This is a genomic window from Reyranella sp., assembly GCF_965279625.1.
In the GTDB taxonomy this organism is placed as follows: Bacteria; Pseudomonadota; Alphaproteobacteria; order Reyranellales; family Reyranellaceae; genus Reyranella.
Window position 1 is genome coordinate 5,333,525 of sequence record NZ_OZ257251.1, and the last position, 19,640, is coordinate 5,353,164.

General features: G+C 66.5%; 18 protein-coding genes. 11 read left to right on the plus strand and 7 right to left on the minus strand.

What is annotated here, in order from left to right:
- The first annotated feature begins 13 nt into the window (after positions 1-13).
- On the plus strand, positions 14-1,204 hold the full coding sequence (locus ACQY78_RS25950; RefSeq protein WP_428680664.1) for an aminotransferase class V-fold PLP-dependent enzyme: 1,191 nt from the start codon (positions 14-16) through the stop codon (positions 1,202-1,204).
- Here the strand turns inward: ACQY78_RS25950 and ACQY78_RS25955 are convergent.
- The 4 genes from ACQY78_RS25955 to ACQY78_RS25970 all read right to left on the minus strand — a co-directional run bounded on the left by ACQY78_RS25955 (position 1,186) and on the right by ACQY78_RS25970 (position 6,535).
- Complete coding sequence (locus ACQY78_RS25955; protein ID WP_428680667.1) at positions 1,186-2,295, minus strand: ABC transporter ATP-binding protein; 1,110 nt, start codon at positions 2,293-2,295, stop codon at positions 1,186-1,188. The genes ACQY78_RS25950 and ACQY78_RS25955 overlap by 19 nt on opposite strands.
- Entirely contained in the window at positions 2,292-3,320 is a 1,029-nt protein-coding gene (locus tag ACQY78_RS25960; protein ID WP_428680670.1) for an extracellular solute-binding protein, read from the minus strand. Before ACQY78_RS25960 ends, ACQY78_RS25955 begins: the two co-directional genes overlap by 4 nt.
- Before the next feature lie 26 nt (positions 3,321-3,346).
- Positions 3,347-5,110 (minus strand): ABC transporter permease, encoded by a 1,764-nt coding sequence (locus ACQY78_RS25965; protein WP_428680673.1) that lies wholly within the window; start codon positions 5,108-5,110, stop codon positions 3,347-3,349.
- Positions 5,111-5,248: 138 nt separating this feature from the next.
- Positions 5,249-6,535: a hypothetical protein gene (locus ACQY78_RS25970; protein WP_428680676.1), complete on the minus strand. Its 1,287-nt coding sequence runs from the start codon at positions 6,533-6,535 to the stop codon at positions 5,249-5,251.
- A gap of 45 nt (positions 6,536-6,580) precedes the next feature.
- On the opposite strand from ACQY78_RS25970, the gene ACQY78_RS25975 reads away from it, so the two are divergent.
- From ACQY78_RS25975 to ACQY78_RS26005, 7 genes are all read left to right on the plus strand, one after another.
- Entirely contained in the window at positions 6,581-7,471 is an 891-nt protein-coding gene (locus ACQY78_RS25975; RefSeq protein WP_428680679.1) for a polysaccharide deacetylase family protein, read from the plus strand.
- A 7-nt stretch (positions 7,472-7,478) separates the two neighbouring features.
- Positions 7,479-8,951, plus strand: coding sequence for a M81 family metallopeptidase (locus ACQY78_RS25980; protein ID WP_428680682.1), 1,473 nt, complete (start codon positions 7,479-7,481; stop codon positions 8,949-8,951).
- A 66-nt stretch (positions 8,952-9,017) separates the two neighbouring features.
- The gene (locus tag ACQY78_RS25985; RefSeq protein WP_428680685.1) at positions 9,018-10,604 is read left to right on the plus strand and encodes an ABC transporter substrate-binding protein; all 1,587 of its coding nucleotides are present in this window, start codon (positions 9,018-9,020) and stop codon (positions 10,602-10,604) included.
- A gap of 67 nt (positions 10,605-10,671) precedes the next feature.
- Positions 10,672-11,613, plus strand: a complete 942-nt coding sequence (locus tag ACQY78_RS25990) for an ABC transporter permease (RefSeq protein WP_425069898.1) — start codon at positions 10,672-10,674, stop codon at positions 11,611-11,613.
- Position 11,614: 1 nt separating this feature from the next.
- On the plus strand, positions 11,615-12,490 hold the full coding sequence (locus ACQY78_RS25995) for an ABC transporter permease (RefSeq protein WP_428680688.1): 876 nt from the start codon (positions 11,615-11,617) through the stop codon (positions 12,488-12,490).
- Positions 12,487-13,500 (plus strand): ABC transporter ATP-binding protein, encoded by a 1,014-nt coding sequence (locus tag ACQY78_RS26000; protein ID WP_428680691.1) that lies wholly within the window; start codon positions 12,487-12,489, stop codon positions 13,498-13,500. Before ACQY78_RS25995 ends, ACQY78_RS26000 begins: the two co-directional genes overlap by 4 nt.
- The gene (locus tag ACQY78_RS26005) at positions 13,497-14,504 is read left to right on the plus strand and encodes an ABC transporter ATP-binding protein (protein WP_428680694.1); all 1,008 of its coding nucleotides are present in this window, start codon (positions 13,497-13,499) and stop codon (positions 14,502-14,504) included. Before ACQY78_RS26000 ends, ACQY78_RS26005 begins: the two co-directional genes overlap by 4 nt.
- A gap of 12 nt (positions 14,505-14,516) precedes the next feature.
- Here the strand turns inward: ACQY78_RS26005 and ACQY78_RS26010 are convergent, their stop codons facing one another.
- The 3 genes from ACQY78_RS26010 to ACQY78_RS26020 are packed head-to-tail and all read right to left on the minus strand — an operon-like array spanning position 14,517 to position 15,746.
- A complete protein-coding gene (locus ACQY78_RS26010; protein WP_428680697.1) occupies positions 14,517-14,741 on the minus strand; it encodes an acetyl-CoA carboxylase biotin carboxyl carrier protein subunit in 225 nt (74 codons plus the stop codon).
- Positions 14,742-14,748: 7 nt separating this feature from the next.
- Positions 14,749-15,051, minus strand: a complete 303-nt coding sequence (locus tag ACQY78_RS26015) for a tripartite tricarboxylate transporter substrate-binding protein (protein WP_428680700.1) — start codon at positions 15,049-15,051, stop codon at positions 14,749-14,751.
- A complete protein-coding gene (locus ACQY78_RS26020) occupies positions 15,048-15,746 on the minus strand; it encodes a Bug family tripartite tricarboxylate transporter substrate binding protein (RefSeq protein ID WP_428680703.1) in 699 nt (232 codons plus the stop codon). Before ACQY78_RS26020 ends, ACQY78_RS26015 begins: the two co-directional genes overlap by 4 nt.
- A gap of 154 nt (positions 15,747-15,900) precedes the next feature.
- On the opposite strand from ACQY78_RS26020, the gene ACQY78_RS26025 reads away from it, so the two are divergent.
- The 3 genes from ACQY78_RS26025 to ACQY78_RS26035 are packed head-to-tail and all read left to right on the plus strand — an operon-like array spanning position 15,901 to position 19,628.
- The gene (locus tag ACQY78_RS26025) at positions 15,901-16,452 is read left to right on the plus strand and encodes a TetR/AcrR family transcriptional regulator (protein ID WP_428680706.1); all 552 of its coding nucleotides are present in this window, start codon (positions 15,901-15,903) and stop codon (positions 16,450-16,452) included.
- On the plus strand, positions 16,449-18,035 hold the full coding sequence (locus tag ACQY78_RS26030) for an AMP-binding protein (RefSeq protein ID WP_428680709.1): 1,587 nt from the start codon (positions 16,449-16,451) through the stop codon (positions 18,033-18,035). Before ACQY78_RS26025 ends, ACQY78_RS26030 begins: the two co-directional genes overlap by 4 nt.
- 9 nt (positions 18,036-18,044) lie before the next feature.
- Positions 18,045-19,628, plus strand: a complete 1,584-nt coding sequence (locus ACQY78_RS26035) for an acyl-CoA carboxylase subunit beta (protein ID WP_428680712.1) — start codon at positions 18,045-18,047, stop codon at positions 19,626-19,628.
- Positions 19,629-19,640: the final 12 nt, after the last annotated feature.

Consider the following 19,640-nt stretch of genomic DNA (forward strand, 5'->3'; position numbering starts at 1 on the left):
CTAAGCTCGCCGCATGAATCAGGCAGACCCTTACGACCGTCTCGGCGTACGTCGCCGCATCAATGCAGCCGGCGCGCTCACTCGCCTTGGAGGCGCGGTGATGGCGCCCGAGGTCGTGGCCGCGATGGCGGCGGCCTCACGCGGGTCGGTCGACATCGGCGAACTCCAGGACGCCGCCAGCGGCCGCATCGCCGCGGCGACGGGCGCGGAGGCGGGGCTGGTCACGACGGGCGCGGCCGCGGCCCTCACGCTCGCGGCCGCGGCTGCCATCGCGCGCTGGGACATTGCGAAGATGGCGGCCCTTCCGCATGCAGGCGCCTTTCCGCACGACATCCTGATCCCGCGCACCCAGCGCACCGGCTACGCCCATGCACTGGCCGCCTCGGGCGCACGGCTGGTCGACATCGGCCACAACGACCGGGGCACCGGCGCCGGCGTGCGCGGGCTCGAAGCCTGGGAGATCGAGACGGCGCTGTCCCCGTCAGTGGTGGCGATGGCCTTCTCGGTCAATGCGACCAGCATCGTCGATCTGCCGACCGCGATCGCTGCCTGTCGCGCCAACGGCATTCCGCTGATCGTCGATGCGGCGGCGCAGTTGCCGCCCAAGGAGAACCTGCGGCGGTTCATCGACATGGGCGTCGACCTCGTGGCCTTTTCCGGCGGCAAGGCGCTGGGCGGCCCGCAGGCGTCGGGCATCCTCGCCGGCCGGCGCGATCTCGTGGCCTCGGCGCTGCTGCAGCAACTCGACATGGATGTGGCCCCCGACACCTGGACGCCGCCGCGCCTCGTCGATCGCGCAAATCTGCGCGGCGTCCCGCATCACGGGATCGGACGCGGCTTCAAGGCGGGCAAGGAGGAGATCGTGGGTCTGCTCGTGGCGCTGGAGCGCTTCATCGAGGCCGACGATTCAGCCGCCAATGCCGCGCTGCAGACGCGGCTGGAGGCCATCGCCGCGTCGCTGGACGGTCTCGACGTCAAACTGATGCCGGCGGCGCAGACCGGGCGCGTCCCCGTTCTGGAGATCACCGTGTCGGACGCGCTCGCCGCCAGTGCGAGGCTGCAGAAAGCGGATCCGCCGGTTCATCTGTCGGAGCGGCACGCCGCGCGCGGCGTGCTCACGCTCGATCCGCAGGTCCTCTTGCCCGAGCACGATGCGCCGCTCGCGGCGGCGCTTCGTGCCGTGCTTCAGTCCACGGTCGCCTGACCCTCGTCGCGATAGGCCCAGCAGGTGTCGGGCGGCATGGTGATCGCGACCTCGCCGTCGGTGTGCCGGGCCGCGGTGCCGAGTTCCAGCACCTCGAGCTTGTGGCCGCCGAACTCGACGTCGTAGACGGTCTGCATGCCCTGGTAGCGCCGTTCGATGACGCGGCCGGTGAAGCTGTTGGCGGGGCCGCGTTCGCCCAGGCGGATGTTCTCCGCCCGCAGCGCCACGCGGGCCTTGTCTCCGACCGCGAGCGGTTGCGGCGTCCAGGCCTCGATGCGGCCGGCAGCGCCGAGATCGATGACGGCCTGCTCGCCCTTGCGCTCCAGGACCTTGCCCAGCAGCACGTTCGACGCGCCGGTGAAGTTGGCGACGAAGGAATCGGCCGGCCTGTTGTAGATCTCGCCCGGCGGCGCCATCTGCAGCAGCTTGCCGTTGCGCATGACGCCGATGCGGTCACCCAGCACCACGGCCTCGGACTGGTCGTGGGTCACGTAGAGGCCGGTCATGCCGGTCATCTTCAGGATGCGGCGCAGCTCGTCCCGGAGGCGGATTCGCAGCTTGGAATCGAGATTGGACAGCGGCTCGTCGAGCAGAAGGAGCTGTGGCCGGTAGACCAGGCTGCGCGCCAGTGCGACGCGCTGCATCTGTCCGCCCGAGAGGGATGTGACCGGCCGTTCCGCGTATTCGCCGAGACCGACCAGTTCGAGCGTCTCGCGGACCTTGGCGTTGATGTCGCCTCCGCTGCCCTTGCTGTTGCGGCGATACTTCAGCGGATAGGCGACGTTCTGGTGCACCGTCATGTGCGGCCACACCGCATAGGACTGGAACACCATGCCGATGTCGCGCTCGCGCGGGCTGACCAGCGTGCCGCGCTCGGGTTCCGAGACGATTCGGCCGCCGATCGAGATGCGGCCGCCGGTCGGATGTTCGAGGCCGGCCACGCAGCGCAGCGTCGTGGTCTTGCCGCAGCCCGAAGGCCCCAGCAGCACCACGATCTCGCCTGCCGGCACGTCGAAGTTCACGCCATCGACGGCCGCCTTGCCGGTCCCGAACTTCTTGACCAGATCCTCGACGAGAAGCGCAGCGCTCACTGGCGATACCCGTAGGTCTTGTTCCACTCCTCGATCCAGGTCGCGCGGAGCTTGTCGAACTCCTCGAACTTGGGCACCCAGACCTTGATGACCTTGGGATCCCAGCCCTTCGGATAAGCCGGCGGCTCCTTGAGGGAGGTGATGTTGCCCAGCTTGTTGATCATGAAGGTCTGGCCTTCCTTGGACAGGCGCCAGTTCATGAACAGGCGGGCGGCGTTGGGATTCTTCGACGCCTTGGTGATGCCGTCGGCATAGGGGACGATCGGCACGCCCTCGGGCGCGAAGATCGCCTCGGCCGGGGCGCCTTCGACGATCTTGGTGTAGATGATGTTGTAGAGCAGCGGCGCGATCGAGACCTCGCCGCGCACCACGGCGTCGGAGCAGGGTGCGCCCGACGGGTAGAGGGCGATGCCGAGCTCGGCCTGCTTCTTCCAGTAGTCCTCGCCCAGCACCTGGCGCTCGAACATGATGCGCGTCCAGGTCGTGCCGCCCGACGGTCCGATCACCTGGCCGATCTGCTTGTTCTTGTACTCGGGCTTGGTGAGATCCATCCAGGTCTTGGGCGGGTTCTTCACGAGCTGCGTGTTGTAGGCGATCGCCCAGCCCAGGGTGACGCCCGGCCACAGCTTCGGCGAGACCAGCACGTCGGTGCGATAATCGGCGGCGTTCGGCGGCGCGTAATCCTGGAAGAGGTCGGCGATCTCCAGCATCAGGCCGCGGTCGGAATGATTGACCACGTCGGCGCCCAGCTTGTCGGCCGCGGCTTCGGTCTTGATGCGGGTGATCAGCTGGCCACCCGGGGCGCGCACCATCGCGACCTTGATCTTGGGGAAGCGCTTGTTGAATTCCTTGATCACTTCCTGCTGCGTCTCGGCGAAGTCGGCCGTGTACAGGGTGAGCCCGCCTTCCTTCTCGGCGGCGGCGATCAGCTCCTTGGAGCCGAACTGATCCTGCTGGGCGCGGGCGGGAAGGGCGGCCGTTGCCGCGGCGCCGGCGATGCCGGCCAGTATCGTTCTGCGCTTCATCTTATTTCCTCCAATTGGTTGGTTTGTTAGCCGGCGCGTCCGGCGCTCTCGGCCGAGCCGCGGGAAAGCCAGGTGGTGATGCCGAGGAGAACTCCGAGGATCACGGTCTGCACCAGGCTGAAGGCGGCGGTCTTTCCGACGTTTCCGCCTTCGTAATAGTCGAGCAGCAGCACGGCCATCACGGTCGTGTCGCTGGTGTAGAGGAACAACGACGAGCCCAGCTCGCGCACCGCCAGGACGAACAGCAGCGTCATCGACGCCACGATGCCGGGCCGCGCCAGCGGCACCATGATGGTGGCGATGGTGCTGAGCAGGCCGCGGCCGCAGATCCAGGCGGCTTCCTCGAGCTCCTTGTGAATCTGCATGAAGGACGTCGACAGCGACTTCACCGTGTCGGGGATGAAGCGCGCCACGAAGGCCAACGCCAGGATCCAGATCGTGCCGTAGAGCCCGCCGGGCAGGCCGATCCAGGCCCAGAGATAGGCGACGCCGACGACCAGTCCGGGAATGGCGACCGGGATGGTCGACAGCAGGTCGATCGACTTGCGGCCAGAGACCTGCGTGCGGTTGATCGTGTAGCCGATGGCAAAGGCCAGGACGCCGCCGATGACGGCGGTGATCACGCCGACCTTCATCGTGTTCCAGATCGAGATCATGGTCAGCGGATTGTCGAAGATCGAATTGAAGTGAACCCAGCTATAGGCCTTCATGTCGAACACGGCCTCGAAGTCCTTGAAGAACAGGAAGCGGCGGAAGGCGGCGATCACCAGGGCGATCGTGGGCAGCACGACGACGACGAAGAGATAGGCGAGGGCGAGGCTGAAGGTGAGCCAGCGCCACGGCCCGAGGTTCAGGCTGCGCGGGCGGAACGCCTTGCCGGCGACGGTGGCGAAGCTGCGGCCCGACAGCACGCGCTGCTGCGCCCAGACGAGGATGGCGGTCACCATCATCAGCAGGATCGCGACGGCGGCGGCCGTGTTGTAGAGCGGCGGACTCCAGGCGGTCAGCTTGAAGATGTAGGTCGTGAGCACGTTGATGTTGGCCGGCGCACCCAGCGCGGCCGGCACGCCGTAGATGCCGAGCATCACCACGAAGGACAGCAGCGAGCCCGCCAGGATCGCCGGCGCGATCAGCGGAAAGGTGACGGTGAAGAGGGTCGTGAAGGCCGAGGCACCGGCGACCTCCGAGGCTTCCTCGAGGCTCGGGTCCATGTTCCGCAGCGCCGACGCGGTGAACATGTAGACGTAGGGTGCGTAGTAGAAGCCGAAGACCAGGATCAGGCCCGACATCGAATAGAAGTCGAAGCGGAAGTCGACGCCCATCCACTTGAGGGCGGTGTTGAGCAGGCCGGTCTTGGGCGATCCGAGGATGCTCCAGGCGACGCCCGCGACCAGCGGCGGCACGAACAGCGGGATCATGCTGGCGGCCGCAATGAACCCCTTGAAGGGCGTGTTGGTGCGAACGACGATCCACGAGAAGGCGAGGCCGATCACGACGGCGAGAACCGCACCGCCGCCGCACGCCACCAGCGCATTGAAGAAGGCCAGGCGCACGTTCTCGTTGCCCAGCACGGCGATGAAATGGGTCAGCGACGGATTGAACTTCGCGAAACCGTCGATCACCGGGTTGGAATCGCTGATCGCGCCGAAGAACAGCATCAGCAGCGGATAGATCACCAGGAAGGTGAGGATGAGAAGCAGGGCGCCGACCCAGAGCGGCGCAGCCCACCGCCGCGCGGCGGGCGCGGCGTTCGTGGTCGCAGGCAAAGCGGCAGCACTCGTCGCCGTCAACGCGTTCTTCCTCCCGGTTCGTCCACTGCCTCAGCAGGCAGCGGCTTCTTCATTAAGTCTGCGACCGTAGCCCATCCGGGTTTCCCGCGCTACGCCCGGGTGATGCGCGGAGTCGTCGCCCGGCGGTGTGCAGTCCCGCTACTGGTCGCCGTTAACGCCGGTCAGGAATCTCTCCGAGTAGGAGTTCATGATCTGCTGCCAGCTCGTCCGGGTGCCGCGCGCCGACCACTCGAAGATCGGCTTCAGGGTCTTCGTTGTGAAGTCGGTCATCGAGCCGAACGAGCCGGTGATGCCATTGGTGATGATATTGGCGTTCCTCATGCCTTCCGGATCGGCAGGCGAGGCCTTGGCCGCGAAATAGGAGAGATTGTAGTAGCTGTAGCTGGAGCAGCCGAAGAACGCGTAGATCTGATACTGATCCTTGTTCATCTTGATGGGCGCGCCGATCTGTTCGCCCATGTAGGTGAGGTCCAGCAGGCCGACGCGGGAATGTCCGGCATAGAGGAAAACGGAACCGCGTTCCGCGGCCTCCTTCGCCATGCAGAAGAAGGCGATGCTGTCCTCCCCGATGTTGGTGACGCCCCAGAAGAGACGGACCACGAGTTTGCGGGTGCCGTCGGTCCGGACATATTCCTCGACATGGCCCGGCGAGGCGGCCAGCGACTTCGTGTTGCCGCAGTCACGCTCGCGCTCGGCCGCCGGGACGGTGCGGCCTGCGAATCCCTGGTTCACGAGGAACTTGCGAATGTCGCGGTAATTGCCGGCGTTGTAGTCGGTGTTCTTGTCAGGCGAAATATTGCCGTTTTTGTCCTCGTCCGCGCCGAAGGTCAGGACGACGCGGATCTCGCCGTTCCCATTGGCCAGTCGCTCGTAAGCCGGGGTGGAATTGGCGGTATTCGCGCGCTTGGCGAGGATCGTGGCGTCCGACGTGGTGTAGTCGATGCCATCGACCAGCGGGCACCCCTTGTTAAGCGGCGCCCAGAAATAGGCCATGCGGTACTTCTCGCCCCAGCTGAAGCACTTGTCGGTCGAGCGATCCCACACCTCGTCGAGGTTGAGAGGCAGTCGGACCTTCACGACGTCCTGCAGTCCGTTGTCGAGAACGAACGTGCCGGTGTAGCGGTACCGCACATAGTGCTTGCCGGTCTTGCTGTCGCGTTGCCGGCCCAGAATGTCGACCTTCGCGTCGTTCTTGGCGGCGGCCTTCTTCGGGGCGGCCTGCAGCGGACCCGCGAGATAGAGGAGCTGCCGGTTGATGTAGGAGGGCAGCAGGACGTAGTCGGGCGTATCCTCGGCAATCTCGACCCTGCTCTCGAAGCTGACTTCCGCTTCGTACGAGTCCTTCGAATAGTAGGCGAAGGCCGGTGAGCCGGCGAAGATGAGCAGGCAGCTGGTCAGGGCAGCCGACATCAGACGTTTGAGCATGGCGAAACCGTAGCCCTTCGTGGCTTGCGACGTTAGTTTGTCGGGATGGAACTGAGAACACACGACCGGTACGACTATGTCCCGCTGCGGGGCCGAGCCGACTACAGCTGGCCGGCTGGCCGGCGACTCGCCGTCTATTTCGCGCTCAATCTCGAGCATTTTTCCTACGGCGAGGGTCTTGGGGCGGAGCTGGCGCCAGGTGGTCCACATCCCGACATTCTCAACTATGCATGGCGCGATTATGGCAATCGCGTCGGTGCCTGGTACATGCTCGACGCCTTCGACGCTCTTCGGCTGCCGATGGCGGCGCTGGTCAACAGTTCCATGTACGACTATGCGCCGGAGCTGGTGGCGGCCTGCCGGGCGCGCGGCGACGAGATCGTGGGGCATGGCCGCACCAATGCGGAACGCCAGGGCGTGCTCGCCGAGGCGGACGAACGGACCCTGATCGCCGAGGCGACGTCGCGCCTCGCGAGAGCAGAGGGCCGTCCTCCCGAAGGCTGGCTGGGGCCGTGGATTTCACACAGTTACGTTACGCCCGACCTTCTGGCCGAAGGCGGGTATCGCTACCTGCTGGACTGGTGCATGGACGACCAGCCCGTCTGGTTCCGGTGCCGCGGCGACAAGCGCATTCTCGCCGTGCCCTATCCCCAGGAAGTGAACGACATTCCGCAGATCGCCGGCCGCAAGATCGGCGGCGACGCCTTCGCCGACATCATCGTCGACCAGTTCGACGAGATGCTGGAACTGTCGCAGGAGCGGCCGCTGGTGATGGGCGTGGCGTTGCATGCCTACCTCGTCGGCCAACCGCATCGTCTGCGGCATCTCAAGCGCGCGCTGCGTCACATCGCGAAACATCGCGACCGCATCTGGCTCACCACGCCGGGCGCCATCGCCCGGCATTGCCTGTCCCTTCCCGCCGGTATCGTCCCCTAGGAGTTCCATGCGTCTGTTTGCTGCCACGCTTGCCACCGAGACCAACACCTTCTCCCCCTTGCCGACCAGCCTGGAGAATTTTCGCGAGACGGTGTTTTTCCGTCCCGGCGAGCATCCGACCGATGCGCCCCGCATGTGCACCGCGCCGCTGTTCGTCGCGCGCGCCCGCGCCAAGGAAGAGGGCTTTGAGCTGATCGAGGGAAGCTGCTTTGCCGCCAGCCCGGCCGGCATAACCAACCGCGCCGCCTACGAGACCATGCGCGACGAGATCCTGGGCCAGCTCGAGGCGGCGCTGCCGGTCGACGGTCTGCTGCTCGGTATGCACGGCGCGATGGTGGCGCACGGCTACGACGACGTCGAAGGCGACATGATCGAGCGCTGCCGCGCGATCGTGGGACCCAAATGCGTGATCGGAGTCGAATTCGACCCGCATTGCCACCTCACGATGAAGCGGGTCTCCAACGCCGACATCATGGTGTTCTACAAGGAATTCCCCCACACCGACGTCGTCGATCGCGCAGAGGACGTGCTCGACCTCGTGCTGGCCACGTTACGCGGCAAGGTGAAGCCGGTCATGTCGGTCTACGATTGCCGGCAGATCCAGAGCTATCCGACGACGATCCAGCCGATGCGCGGCCTCGTCGACCGCATCATGGCCATGGAAGGCAAGGACGGCATCCTGTCCGTCTCGATCGCACACTGCTTCCCCTATGGCGACGTGCCCGAGATCGGCACGCGCGTGCTGGTGATCGCCGACGGCGACAAGAAGAAGGCCGATGCGCTGGCCACACAGTTAGGTGAGGAGCTGGTGGGGCTGCGCGGCAAGACGCAGCCGAAATCGTTCGGCGTCGCCGCGGGAGTCGACGAGGGGGTGGCCTTCAACGACCTGCCGGTGGTCATCGCCGATCCGACCGACAATGCCGGCGGCGGCGCGCCATCGGACAATACCGACATCCTGAAGTACCTGATCGAGAAGAACGTCGAGAGCGCCTGCCTCGGCCCGATCTGGGACCCGATCGCGGTCCGCATCTGCTTCGACGCGGGCCTCGGCGCCCGCATCGGCCTGCGATTCGGCGGCAAGATCGCGCCGAGTTCGGGCCAGCCAATCGATGCCGAGGTCGAGATCGTCGGCCTGAAGCGCGATTCCTGGCAGAGCTTCGGACCGACGCAGGTGCCGGTGGGCGATTGCGTGGCGGTGCGGATCGGCGGCGTCGAGGTCGTCCTGATCAGCAAGCGGACGCAGGCGACCGGGCTGGAGTTGTTCACCAATGTCGGCATCGATCCGACGCAGCGGAAGATCGTGGTCGTGAAGTCGACGAACCATTTCATGGCGGCCTACGGGCCGATCGCCAAGAAAGTGGTCTATGTCGAATCGAGCGGCCCGCTGCGCCGCGATCATCGCAAGGTACCGTACACGAAGGTCGAGCGCCCGATCTGGCCGCTCGACGAAGACGCCAAGCCGCGGGGCTTGATCTACTAGCGTCGCGCTGGACAAATCGGAACACTGCTTTGCATACTCTCTGCGGGGAGTAAGGGAGTGTTCAGAATGTTCAACCGAGTCTTCGCGGGCGCGCTCGCGCTGGCGCTTCCATTTGCTGCGGTCCAGGCGCCGGCACAGGCACAGGAGAAGGTCCTCAAGGCGGTGATGCACGCCGACGTGCGTGTCATCGATCCGGTCTGGACGACCCAGACGATCGCCAACATCCACGGGGCGTTGGTCTACGACACGCTGTTCGGCAACGACGCCGACCAGAAGCCGCATCCCCAGATGGTGGGCAAGTACGAAGTCAGTCCCGACAAGCTCACCTACAGTTTCACCCTGCGCGACGGGCTCAAGTTTCATGATGGCTCCCCCGTCACGACCAAGGATGTCATCGCCTCGCTGAAGCGGTGGGGCGCCAAGGACGGCGTCGGCCAGCGCCTGATGGGCTTCGTGACGAAGATGGAGCCGGTCGACGACAAGACCTTCACCATGGTGTTGAAGGAACCCTATGGCATGGTGCTCGAGTCGCTGGGCAAGAGCGGCAGTTCGATCGCCGCGATCATGCGCGAGAAGGATGCGCTCACCGACCCGCAGCAGCAGGTCAAGGAATCGGTCGGCTCCGGTCCCTATGTCTTCGCCAAGGACCAGTGGGTGCCCGGCAGCAAGGCGGTCTATCTCAAGAACAAGGACTATCAGCCGCGCACCGAGGCGCCGTCGTCCTTCGCCGGCGCCAAGATCCCGGGTGTCGACCGCATCGAACTGGTCTGGATCTCCGATCCGCAGACGGCGATGTCGGCGCTGATCAACGGCGAGATCGATTTCTACGAGGCCCCGCCCAACGACTTCCTGCCGCTGCTCGAGAAGGCCCGCGGCGTGAAGCTGCTGAAGACCGGCAAGATCGACAGCACCCAGGGTTTCATCCGCCTCAACCATCTCCAGCCGCCGTTCGACAACGTGAAGGCGCGGCAGGCGATGTACTACCTGATCAACCAGGAAGATTTCCTGCGCGCCATCGTCGGCAATCCGAAATACTACAAGGTCTGCCCGGCGCTGCTGACCTGCGGCGGCCCCTACGAGAATGCCGGCGGCCGCGAGTGGATGAAGGAATACAACCCGAAGAAGGCGCTGCAGCTCCTGAAGGAGGCGGGCTACAAGGGCGAGCCGATCACCGTTCTGTCGGCGAGCGACCATGCGACGATCACGCCGGCCACCCAGGTCCTGATCCAGGCGATGCGTGAGGCCGGCATCAACGTCGATGCGCAGTCGATGGACTGGGGTTCCGTCGTCACCCGTCGCGCCAAGAAGGATCCGCCGGCGCAGGGCGGCTGGAACATCTTCGTCACGACTTCGGGCGGCGTCGGTTCGGCCAATCCGATCCTGCACACCTGGATCGGCGCGGCATGCGACAAGGGCCTGTTCGGCTGGCCGTGCGACGCCAAGATCGAGGAGCTGCGCAACGCCTTCGGCATGGCGCAGACCGAGGAGGAGCGGAAGAAGATCGCCACCGAGCTGCAGGCCCGGGCGATGGAGCAGGTCGTGTACATTCCGTTCGGCCAGTGGGACACGCCGCTCGCCTATCGCGCCGACAAGATCGATGGCATCGTGCCGAACACGGGCCTGGCCGTGCTCTGGGGAATTACGAAGAAGTAATGTCGTCTCGAGTACGCGTAGCCGTCGCGCGCAAGGAGGCCTTGCCTGAGTGGGGCAAGGCCTCGTCATGACCGCGTATATCGTCCGCCGTCTCTTCGCCACGCTGCCCGTCATGGCGGTGGTGGCGCTGTTCGTGTTCTTTCTGCTCAGGTTCGCGCCGGGCGATCCGGCGGCGATCATCGCCGGCGAGGACGCCACGTCCGAAGCGATCGCGGCCGTCCGCGCCAAGCTCGGCCTCGACCGTCCGATGGTCGAGCAGTTCTTCGTCTGGACGACGCAGCTCCTGCAGGGCGACATGGGCGTCTCGATCTTCTCCAACCTGCCGGTGACGCGCCTCATCTCCCAGCGTCTCGAACCGACCGTGGCGCTGACGCTCTCGACGCTGTTCGTGGCGGTGGCGCTGGCCGTTCCCATCGGCGTGCTGGCGGCGTGGAAGGCGCGCAAGCTGGTCGACCGTCTGGTCATGGGCTTTGCCGTGCTGGGCTTCGCCATGCCGGGCTTCGTGCTGGCCTATATCCTGATCTACTTCTTCGCCGTGCAATGGCAGCTTCTGCCGGTGCAGGGCTACCAGCCGATCCGGGAAGGGTTCTGGCCGTTCGCCGAGAGCCTGATCCTGCCGTCGGTGGCGCTGGGCATCACCTACATGGCGCTGATCGCCCGCATCACGCGCGCCTCGATGCTCGAGGTGCTGGCGCAGGACTATATCCGGACCGCCAATTCCAAGGGCCTCGCGACCGACAGGGTACTGCTGCTGCACGCGCTGAAGAACGCGGCCGTGCCGATCATCACGGTGATCGGCATCGGCATCGCGCTCCTGATCTCGGGCGTCGTCATCACGGAGACGGTGTTCAACATCCCGGGCCTCGGCCGCCTCACCGTCGATGCCGTGCTGAAGCGCGACTATCCGGTGGTGCAGGGGCTGATCCTGGTGTTCGCCGGCGCCAAGGTGCTGGTGAACCTGCTGATCGACATTTCCTACGCCTTCCTCGACCCGCGGATCCGGTACTGACATGGCCGTTCTCGCCGACGACCTCGCCCTGCCGACCACCCGCCGCTTCTCGCTGTGGAGCGCGATCCGGCGCAATCCGACGATTGCGATTGGGTCGGTGCTGCTGGCGGTGCTGATCGTGATGGCCGTCTTCGCGCCGCTCATCGCCACCAACGATCCTTTCAAGATCGCGCCGGTTAACCGGTTGCGTCCGCCGTCGGAACGCTGGTGGTTCGGCACCGACCAGTTCGGCCGCGACGTCTTCTCGCGCACCGTCTATGGCGCCCGCGTGTCGCTGATCGTCGGCCTGTCGGTGGCGGCCTTCTCGAGCATCCTGGGCCTGGCCCTCGGCCTTGCCTGCGGCTATTTCCGCAAGGTCGATTCGATCGTCATGCGCATCATGGATGGGCTGATGGCGATCCCGTCGATCCTGCTGGCCATCGCGCTGATCACCCTGTCGCGGCCGGGCCTCGGCATCGTCATCGTGGCCATCGTGATCCCCGAGGTGCCCCGCATCGTGCGGGTGGTGCGCGCCGTCGTCCTGTCGATCCGCTCCCAGCCCTACATCGAAAGTGCCATCGCCGGCGGCACGAAGAACTGGAAGCTGCTCACGCGCCATATCCTGCCCAACACGCTGGCGCCGCTGATCGTGCAATCGACCTATGTCTGCGCATCGGCGATGCTGATCGAGGCGAGCCTCAGCTTCCTGGGCGCCGGCGTGCCGCCCGAGGTGCCGAGCTGGGGCAACATCATCGCCCAGGGCCGCACCTTCTTCCAGATCGCGCCGTGGACGATCATGATCCCGGGCGCTTTTCTTGCCGTCACCGTGCTGGCGGTGAACCTGCTGGGCGACGGCCTGCGCGACCGGCTCGACCCGCGTCTGGCGAGGCGCCTGTGAGCGCTACCCCGGGGCCGATCCTCGAAGTCCGCGACCTGCACACGCAGTTCAGCACCCTCGATGGCGTGGTTCGCGCCGTCGACGGCGTGTCGTTCGATGTCGCCCGCGGCGAGACGCTGGGCATCGTGGGGGAATCGGGCTGCGGCAAGTCGGTGACGGCGATGTCGATCCTGCGCCTCATCCCGCCGGAAACCGGTCGCATCGCCTCGGGCTCGATCAAGTTCGAGGGCGAGGAGCTGACGACGCTCTCCGAAGCGGAGATGAAGCGGCTGCGCGGTCATCGCATCTCGATGATCTTCCAGGAGCCGATGACCAGCCTCAACCCGGTGCTGACGGTCGGCACGCAGATCGCCGAGAACGTGGTGCGCCATCTTGGCGTGTCGTGGAAGCAGGGCCGGGAGCGGGCCTTCGAGATGCTCGACCTGGTGCGCATCGCCGACGCGCGGCGCCGGCTCGACGAATATCCCCACCAGCTTTCGGGCGGCATGCGCCAAAGGGTCATGATCGCCATGGCGCTGTCCTGCGATCCGCAGGTGCTGATTGCCGACGAGCCGACGACGGCGCTCGACGTCACCATCCAGGCGCAGATCCTCGACCTGATGATCGAGCTCAAGGAGAAGACGGGGACGGCGATCGTGCTGATCACCCATGATCTCGGCGTCGTGGCCGAGACGACCGAGCGGGTGGTGGTCATGTATGCCGGCCGCAAGGTCGAGCAGGCGACGGTCGAGGCCCTGTTCGACGAGCCGCTGCATCCCTACACGCGCGGCCTGATGCGGGCGATCCCGCGGCTCGACGTCGAAGCCGATGCCGCCGGCACGCGGCCGCGCCTGCAGGAGATTCCCGGTCTCGTGCCGATCCTGACCCAACCCATTATTGGCTGCGCCTTCGCGCCGCGCTGCGGTTTCGCGACCGACCGTTGCCGCAGCGAGAGGCCGCCTCTGATCGATGCCGGTGGGAGCCATCTCGTGGCCTGCTGGGAAGTCGAGCGCGTGCGGAGATCGGCATGAGCGACGCACCCGTCCTGCAGGTCGAAGGCCTGGTAAAGCACTTCCCGATCCATGGCGGCCTGCTGCAGCGCCAGGTCGGCGCGGTGAAGGCCGTCGACGGCGTCACCTTCTCGATCCGCCGCGGCGAGACGCTCGGCCTGGTGGGCGAATCGGGCTGCGGCAAGTCGACGATCGGCAAGGTCGTGCTGAAGCTGATCGAGCCCACCGCCGGCAGGATCGTGCTGGCGGGCGAGGACGTGACCGCGCTCAAGCCCGGCGCGATGTGGACCCATCGCCGGCGCATCCAGACGATCTTCCAGGACCCGTACTCCTCGATGAACCCGCGCCTGCCCTCGGGCACGATCGTGGGCGAGCCGCTGGAGAATTTCGGAATCACCAGGGGCAGGGCGCGTGACGAGCAGGTGGCGCAGCTGTTCCGCCGCGTCGGCCTGCGGCCCGAGGCGATGCGCAAGTACGCCCATGAGTTCTCAGGTGGTCAGCGCCAGCGGCTGGGCATTGCCAAGGCGCTGTCGGTCAATCCCGACGTGATCGTCGCCGACGAGCCGGTCTCGGCGCTCGACGTGTCGGTGCAGGCGCAGGTGCTGAATTTGCTGATCGACCTGCAGGAAGAATACGGGCTCGCCTATCTGTTCATCAGCCACGACCTCGCGGTCATGCGGCACATCAGCCACCGCATCGCCGTGATGTATCTCGGCCGCATCGTCGAGCTGACCGACAAGCGCACGCTCTTCACGCAGCCGCTGCACCCTTACACCGAGGCCCTGCTGTCGGCCGCGACCGCGCCCGACCCCAAGCGCCGCGGATTGCGGAAGAAGATCGTTCAGGGCGACGTGCCCAGCCCGGCCAATCCGCCGCCGGGCTGCCACTTCCACACACGCTGCCTCTATGCGACGGCGGAGTGCCGCGTGACCGCGCCGCCCCTGCTGGAGGTGGCCCCCGGCCACCATGTCGCCTGCCTGCGCCGGCCCGTTGGCGGCGATCCGGGGCAGCTCACCGTTCCGTAGGAGCAGAACGCGTCAGGACGATTCGAACAGCAGGACGACCTGACCCTCGGCGACCGCATCGCCATCGCTCACGCGAAACTCGGCGATCCGCCCCTTTTTCGGCGCGAGCACCGGGATCTCCATCTTCATCGATTCGAGGATGAGCAGGATGTCATCTGTCTCGACCTCGACGCCGACGGTCCCCTCGATCTTCCAGACGGTTCCCGAGATCTCCGATTTGAGCGGAACGGCTTTCATGTGCACCTCACTGCGGCTCGATGTTGAGTTCGCGGACCGCCTGCGTGAGCAACGGGCCCATTTCCCTGATGAAGGTCGCGAAGCTCGCACGACCCTGCGCGCCCTCGTCGAGGCCGAACTTGTCGACGAACTCGCGCATGCGCGGCTGCGTGTTCATTTCGACCATTCCAGCCGACAGCGCCTCGACGACCGGTGCCGGCGTGCCGGTCGGTGCGACACAGCACACCATGCTCTCTAGCAGCAGGTAGGGATGCGTGACGCCCTGCTCGTAATATGTCGCGACGTCGGGCAGCCGTCGCGAGCGCGTCATGGTCGGGACGGCGACGGGCGGGCGTTGCCGGCCTGGATCGCCGCTGAGGCGCCTTGCAGGGTGGAGCAGGCGACCTGCGTGACACCGGCCGAGAGGTCGGCCCACATCGGCGCCTCGCCCCGGTAATGCACCGGCTCCATCTCGATGCCGAATGTGTCGTTGAGCTTCATGCAAAAGATGTGGGCTAAAGATCCGATGCCCGTGGTGCCGAAGCTCGTCTTGTTCTTCCTCGCGTAGGCGACGAGGGCGGCGAGGTCGTTGTTGCCGGGCACGGAGGTGTGGACGCAGAGCGGGACCTTGCCGGCCGAGAGCATCGCGACGGGCGTGAAGTCCTTCGCCGTGTCGTAGGGGACGCTCTTGAAGACCACCTGGTTCTGGAACATCGCCGTCGAGTTCGTGAACAGCAGCGTGTAGCCGTCGGGGGCTGACTTGGCGACGATGTCGCCGGCGATGATGGAGCCGGCACCCGTGCGGTTCTCGACGATGAAGGGTTTGCCGTATCTGGTCGTGAAATGCTCGGCGGCCAGGCGCGCAAACAGATCGGTCAAGCCGCCGGCGGCGTAACCACAGACAAACCGCACAGGCTTGCCCGGCCAGTCTGGCGTCTGGCCGAAGGCACCCATAGGCACCAGCGCACCCGCCGCCGCGCCGGCGGCCATGAAGCGGCGGCGCCTGATCCTCCCGTGGATCGTCATGTTCTTTCTACTGGTTCTTGTTCGGGCATCGTATGATACTTGTTGACTGACAAGCAAGTGATGAGCGGATGGAATGATCCCGTCGATACAGGAGACCTCGGTTGCGAGGCCGCGCCGGACCCAGGCGACGCGGCGCCAGGAATCGGACAGGCGCATGTTGCGGGCTGCGGCCCGGTTGTTCGCCGAGGGCGGCGTATCCGGCACGAGCCTCGCGGATGTCGGCGTGGCGGCCGGTTACAGTCGCGGCCTGCCGGTCGAGCGGTTCGGCAACAAGGTGGGGCTGATCACGGCGCTGCTCGATGCGATGGATGCGTGGTTCCAGGCGCATATCGCGCGGCTGCTCGACGGCACGACGGGCATGAAGGCGGTGAAGGTGCGCATGGAGGCGCATCTGGCCAGTGTCGCGCGGGACGCCACCTCCACGGCGGCGCTCTATTCGATCTACACCGAGTCGCTGTTCGTGATGCCCGAGCTGCAGCAGCACGTCGCCGCCGTCACCGGCCGATGGTGCGACGGGCTCGCCGCCAATCTTCGCGAGGCGCGGCGTAACGGCGAGATCGGCAAGAAGGTCGATTGCGACGGCGAGGCGCGCTTTCTGCTGGCGGCCATGCGCGGTCTGGTCATCCAGTATCTGCTCGATCGCTCCGATGCCGACTTCGCGCGGTCCAAGAAGATCCTCCTCGCGCACCTGGAGCGCCTGCAATGAACCCCTGGTACGACCGCCGGATCCCGGCCCCCGAGGAGTGCGTGCTGCAGCCGTTGCTCGACCGCCGCGCCCGCGCGACTGCGGACAAGGTGTTCGTCCAGTTCGCCGATAGCGGCGCCAGCTGGACGTACCGCGACCTGCGGGAACATGTTCTCGAAACCGCGGCGGCGCTGCAGGCGCTGGGCGTACAGCAGGACGAGCCGGTCCTGACATGGTTGCCCAACGGGCCCGAGGCGCTGCGCACCTGGTTTGCCATCAACTATCTCGGTGCGATCTACATCCCGCTGAACCTGGCCTATCGCGGCCAGATCCTCGAACATGCAGTCCGCAGCTCCGGGGCGCGCCTGATCGTCGGTCATCCCGACCTGCTGCCGCGCCTGGATGCGATCGACGCCGCAAACATCCAGCATCGTGTTCCGATCGAAAGCGCGCGGTCGTTGCGCCAGCCGGGTGGTGTGCCGGAGCCGCCCGCGCGGCCGATCATGCCGTGGGATACTCAGTCGGTGATCTACACGTCCGGGACGACCGGCCCCTCGAAGGGAGTGCTGTGCTCCTATCTGCACGCGGCATCTGCCGCCAACGCCTTCTATGCGGCGACCTCCGACGATCGCAACATGGTGAACCTGCCCCTGTTCCACGCGGGAGGCACGGGCGCGATTTACCGGATGCTGGTGAAGGGCGGCTCGATCGCGCTCGTCGAGGCGTTCGACACGAACAGCTTCTGGGACACAGTGCGGGCGACCGGCACGACCTGCCTGACCCTCCTCGGCGCCATGGTGCCGTTCCTGCTGAAGCTGCCACCGGGTCCGCGCGATCGCGACCATACGCTGAAGAAGGTCGTGCTCGTCCCTCTCAGCGACGCTTCGGAAGCGTTCGCCGACCGGTTCGGGGTCGACGTCTACACGACCTTCAACATGACCGAGACGTCGTGGCCGCTGGTCTCGGAGCGCAACCCGTCGGTCCGGGGGACCTGCGGGCGTCCGCGCTCCGGCATCGAGGCGCGCATCGTCGACGAGCATGACTGCGAAGTGGCGCCGGGCGTGACCGGCGAACTGATCCTGCGCAGCGACACGCCCTGGACCATGAACCATGGCTATCACAACAACCCCGAGGCCACGGCCCGGGCCTGGCGCAACGGCTGGTTCCACACCGGTGACGTCTTCAAGCGCGACGCCGACGGCAACTACTTCTTCGTCGACCGTCTGAAGGACGCGATCCGGCGCCGGGGCGAGAACATCTCCTCCTTTGAGGTCGAGGCAGAACTGATGGCCCATCCCGCGGTGCGCGAGGCCGCCGCCATCGCCGTGCCGTCGGAGCTGGGCGAGGACGAGGTGCTCGCCGTGCTCGCGCCGGTCGCCGGCAAGTCGATCGATCCGGCCGAGATCCTGGCATTCCTCCTGCCGCGAATGGCGCACTTCATGGTGCCGCGCTTCGTGCGCGTGCTGCCGGAGCTGCCCAAGACGCCAACGCAGAAGGTGCAGAAGAACCTGCTCCGCGCCGAAGGTGTCACGCCCGAGACCTGGGACCGCGAGGCCGCGGGCATCCGCGTGCGTCGCGAGCGCCTCACCAAGACATCTTCATAGGGAGCGATCATGGCCGGCGATCCGACGATGCGAGACCTGATCGAGCGGGTGGAGGCGGTGCGCACATCCTTGGACGATAGCGCCCGCCAACCCGCGATGGAGAAGCTGGCCCGGCGCGGGCGGTTGAGCGCACGCGAACGCATCGCGCGACTGGTCGATGCCGGATCCTTCAGCGAGATGGGCGGACTGGTCGCGGCCGAGGAAGACGGCATCGGCGCGGACAGGTTCCCGGTGCGCACGGCGTCGCCCGCCGACGGCGTGGTCGCCGGGACGGCGCAGATCGAGGGCCGGCCGGTCGTTGTGTTCTCGCAGGACTTTTCCGTGTTTGGTGGCAGCATCGGCAAGCTGGGAAGCGCCAAGGTTCAGCGTGCGTTGCAGGTCGCCATCACGCGCGGCCTGCCGCTGGTGATGATCCTCGACGGCGGCGGCCACCGAATCCAGGACGGGCAGGATGCCCGCCACTTCGCCAACGCCAACGGGACCTTCCACAATTTTGCACGCGCCTCGGGGTGGGTGCCCATGGTGGCGCTGATGCTCGGAGCGGGTTTCGCCGGGCCCACCAACTACGCTGGCATGGCCGATTGCGTGGTCATGGTGCGCGGCCTCTCGACGATGGGCATTGCGGGTCCGGCGCTGGTCAAGGCGGCGACGGGCGAGGACATCGACGCGATGGAGTTGGGTGGCGCCGACGTGCAGGTCGATCGCCAGGGCCTCGCCGATCTCGGCGTGGACAGTGAGGACGAAGCCATCGCCGCGGCGAAGCGATTCCTGTCCTTCCTGCCAAGCAATGCGCGTGCGCCGCAGCCGATCCTTTCCGAACCGCGCCCGCTCGGCCGGTTGCCCGATTCGATCCTCGACCTGGTGCCGGTCTCGACGCGGAAGGCCTACGACGTCCGCAAGGTTCTGCGCGAAATCGCCGACCCCGGCACGCTGTTCGAGCTGAAGCCGACCTTCGCCGGCAACATGGTGACGGGCTTTGCCAGGCTGGGCGGCCGACCCGTCGGCTTCCTCGCCAACCAGCCGCTGCGGCTGGGCGGCATGATCAACAGCGATGCCTGCGACAAGGCCGCTCATTTCATCGCGCTCTGCGATGCGTACGGCCTGCCGATCGTTTCCTTCATCGACGTGCCCGGCTTCTCGATCGGCTCGAGCGCCGAACGGACCAGCCTCGGCCGGCGCAGCGCCAAGCTGGTGTTCGAGTGGGGGCACGCCACGGTGCCGCGCGTCTCCATCGTCCTGCGCAAGGGCTACGGCCTCGGATACTTCGCGATGTGCGGCGGCCGCAGCTTCTCAGCGGATGCCGCGCTCGCCTGGCCCTCGGCGGAGATCTGCGCCATGTCGATCGAGGGCGCGATCGATGTGGCCTTCCGCAAGGACTACGAGGCGGCGCGCGACCCGGCCGCGCGGCGGGTCGAGATGATCGAACATACACGGGCGCGGATCGGCGCGCTGCGCGCCGCCGAGGGATTCGGCATCGACGACATCATCGATCCGCGCGACACGCGCCGCCGCCTCGCCGAGATCCTCGATTCCGCACAGCCGCGCCGACCCGCCGACCACCCGCCCAAGTTCCGGTCGATCGCGCCGATCTGACGACAGACGACC